At 51.1% G+C, this 3,188-nt stretch carries 1 rRNA gene; it reads left to right on the top strand.

The annotated features are described in order from the left end of the window. The first annotated feature begins 164 nt into the window (after positions 1-164). Positions 165-3,058, top strand: a 23S ribosomal RNA gene (locus tag ACM6IT_RS23090). Positions 3,059-3,188 lie beyond the last annotated feature (130 nt).

Here is a 3,188-nt window from a genome sequence, read left to right as displayed (position 1 = left end):
TCGTTCTTTAAAAATTTGGGTATGTGATAGAAAGATAGACTGAACGTTACTTTCACTGGTAACGGATCAGGCTAAGGTAAAATTTGTGAGTTGCTCTTAGGAGCTCAATCGAATTTTCGGCGAATGTCGTCTTCATAGTATAACCAGATTGCTTGGGGTTATATGGTCAAGTGAAGAAGCGCATACGGTGGATGCCTTGGCAGTCAGAGGCGATGAAAGACGTGGTAGCCTGCGAAAAGCTTCGGGGAGTCGGCAAACAGACTTTGATCCGGAGATGTCTGAATGGGGGAACCCAGCCATCATAAGATGGTTATCTTGTACTGAATACATAGGTGCAAGAGGCGAACCAGGGGAACTGAAACATCTAAGTACCCTGAGGAAAAGAAATCAACCGAGATTCCCTTAGTAGTGGCGAGCGAACGGGGACTAGCCCTTAAGTGGCTTTGAGATTAGCGGAACGCTCTGGAAAGTGCGGCCATAGTGGGTGATAGCCCTGTACGCGAAAATCTCTTGGTCATGAAATCGAGTAGGACGGAGCACGAGAAACTTTGTCTGAATATGGGGGGACCATCCTCCAAGGCTAAATACTACTGACTGACCGATAGTGAACTAGTACCGTGAGGGAAAGGCGAAAAGAACCCCGGAGAGGGGAGTGAAATAGATCCTGAAACCGTATGCGTACAAGCAGTGGGAGCCCACTTTGTTGGGTGACTGCGTACCTTTTGTATAATGGGTCAGCGACTTATTTTCAGTGGCGAGCTTAACCGAATAGGGGAGGCGTAGCGAAAGCGAGTCTTAATAGGGCGTCTAGTCGCTGGGAATAGACCCGAAACCGGGCGATCTATCCATGGGCAGGTTGAAGGTTAGGTAACACTGACTGGAGGACCGAACCGACTACCGTTGAAAAGTTAGCGGATGACCTGTGGATCGGAGTGAAAGGCTAATCAAGCTCGGAGATAGCTGGTTCTCCTCGAAAGCTATTTAGGTAGCGCCTCATGTATCACTGTAGGGGGTAGAGCACTGTTTCGGCTAGGGGGTCATCCCGACTTACCAAACCGATGCAAACTCCGAATACCTACAAGTGCCGAGCATGGGAGACACACGGCGGGTGCTAACGTCCGTCGTGAAAAGGGAAACAACCCAGACCGTCAGCTAAGGTCCCAAAGTTATGGTTAAGTGGGAAACGATGTGGGAAGGCTTAGACAGCTAGGAGGTTGGCTTAGAAGCAGCCACCCTTTAAAGAAAGCGTAATAGCTCACTAGTCGAGTCGGCCTGCGCGGAAGATGTAACGGGGCTCAAACCATACACCGAAGCTACGGGTATCATCTTCGGATGATGCGGTAGAGGAGCGTTCTGTAAGCCTGTGAAGGTGAGTTGAGAAGCTTGCTGGAGGTATCAGAAGTGCGAATGCTGACATGAGTAACGACAATGGGTGTGAAAAACACCCACGCCGAAAGACCAAGGTTTCCTGCGCAACGTTAATCGACGCAGGGTTAGTCGGTCCCTAAGGCGAGGCTGAAAAGCGTAGTCGATGGAAAACAGGTTAATATTCCTGTACTTCTGGTTATTGCGATGGAGGGACGGAGAAGGCTAGGCCAGCTTGGCGTTGGTTGTCCAAGTTTAAGGTGGTAGGCTGGAATCTTAGGTAAATCCGGGATTTCAAGGCCGAGAGCTGATGACGAGTGTTCTTTTAGAACACGAAGTGGTTGATGCCATGCTTCCAAGAAAAGCTTCTAAGCTTCAGGTAACCAGGAACCGTACCCCAAACCGACACAGGTGGTTGGGTAGAGAATACCAAGGCGCTTGAGAGAACTCGGGTGAAGGAACTAGGCAAAATGGCACCGTAACTTCGGGAGAAGGTGCGCCGGTGAGGGTGAAGGACTTGCTCCGTAAGCCCACGCCGGTCGAAGATACCAGGCCGCTGCGACTGTTTATTAAAAACACAGCACTCTGCAAACACGAAAGTGGACGTATAGGGTGTGACGCCTGCCCGGTGCCGGAAGGTTAATTGATGGGGTTAGCTAACGCGAAGCTCTTGATCGAAGCCCCGGTAAACGGCGGCCGTAACTATAACGGTCCTAAGGTAGCGAAATTCCTTGTCGGGTAAGTTCCGACCTGCACGAATGGCGTAACGATGGCGGCGCTGTCTCCACCCGAGACTCAGTGAAATTGAAATCGCTGTGAAGATGCAGTGTATCCGCGGCTAGACGGAAAGACCCCGTGAACCTTTACTATAGCTTTGCACTGGACTTTGAATTTGCTTGTGTAGGATAGGTGGGAGGCTTTGAAGCGTGGACGCCAGTTCGCGTGGAGCCAACCTTGAAATACCACCCTGGCAACTTTGAGGTTCTAACTCAGGTCCGTTATCCGGATCGAGGACAGTGTATGGTGGGTAGTTTGACTGGGGCGGTCTCCTCCTAAAGAGTAACGGAGGAGTACGAAGGTGCGCTCAGACCGGTCGGAAATCGGTCGTAGAGTATAAAGGCAAAAGCGCGCTTGACTGCGAGACAGACACGTCGAGCAGGTACGAAAGTAGGTCTTAGTGATCCGGTGGTTCTGTATGGAAGGGCCATCGCTCAACGGATAAAAGGTACTCCGGGGATAACAGGCTGATACCGCCCAAGAGTTCATATCGACGGCGGTGTTTGGCACCTCGATGTCGGCTCATCACATCCTGGGGCTGAAGCCGGTCCCAAGGGTATGGCTGTTCGCCATTTAAAGTGGTACGCGAGCTGGGTTTAGAACGTCGTGAGACAGTTCGGTCCCTATCTGCCGTGGACGTTTGAGATTTGAGAGGGGCTGCTCCTAGTACGAGAGGACCGGAGTGGACGAACCTCTGGTGTTCCGGTTGTCACGCCAGTGGCATTGCCGGGTAGCTATGTTCGGAAAAGATAACCGCTGAAAGCATCTAAGCGGGAAACTTGCCTCAAGATGAGATCTCACTGGGACCTTGAGTCCCCTGAAGGGCCGTCGAAGACTACGACGTTGATAGGTTGGGTGTGTAAGCGCTGTGAGGCGTTGAGCTAACCAATACTAATTGCCCGTGAGGCTTGACCATATAACACCCAAGCAATTTGACTACTCGAAAGAGCATCAGATTGCGGTGTGTGAAGACGAAACGAACCGAAAGTTCGAGATACTCACAAAACACCAAACTATCGCATACCCAATTTGCTGAAGCGAGGCCA

The organism is Pseudomonas sp. IT-P4 (assembly GCF_949767755.1).
In the GTDB taxonomy this organism is placed as follows: domain Bacteria; phylum Pseudomonadota; class Gammaproteobacteria; order Pseudomonadales; family Pseudomonadaceae; genus Aquipseudomonas; species Aquipseudomonas monachiensis.
This window is presented reverse-complemented; position numbering and strand designations above follow the sequence as displayed.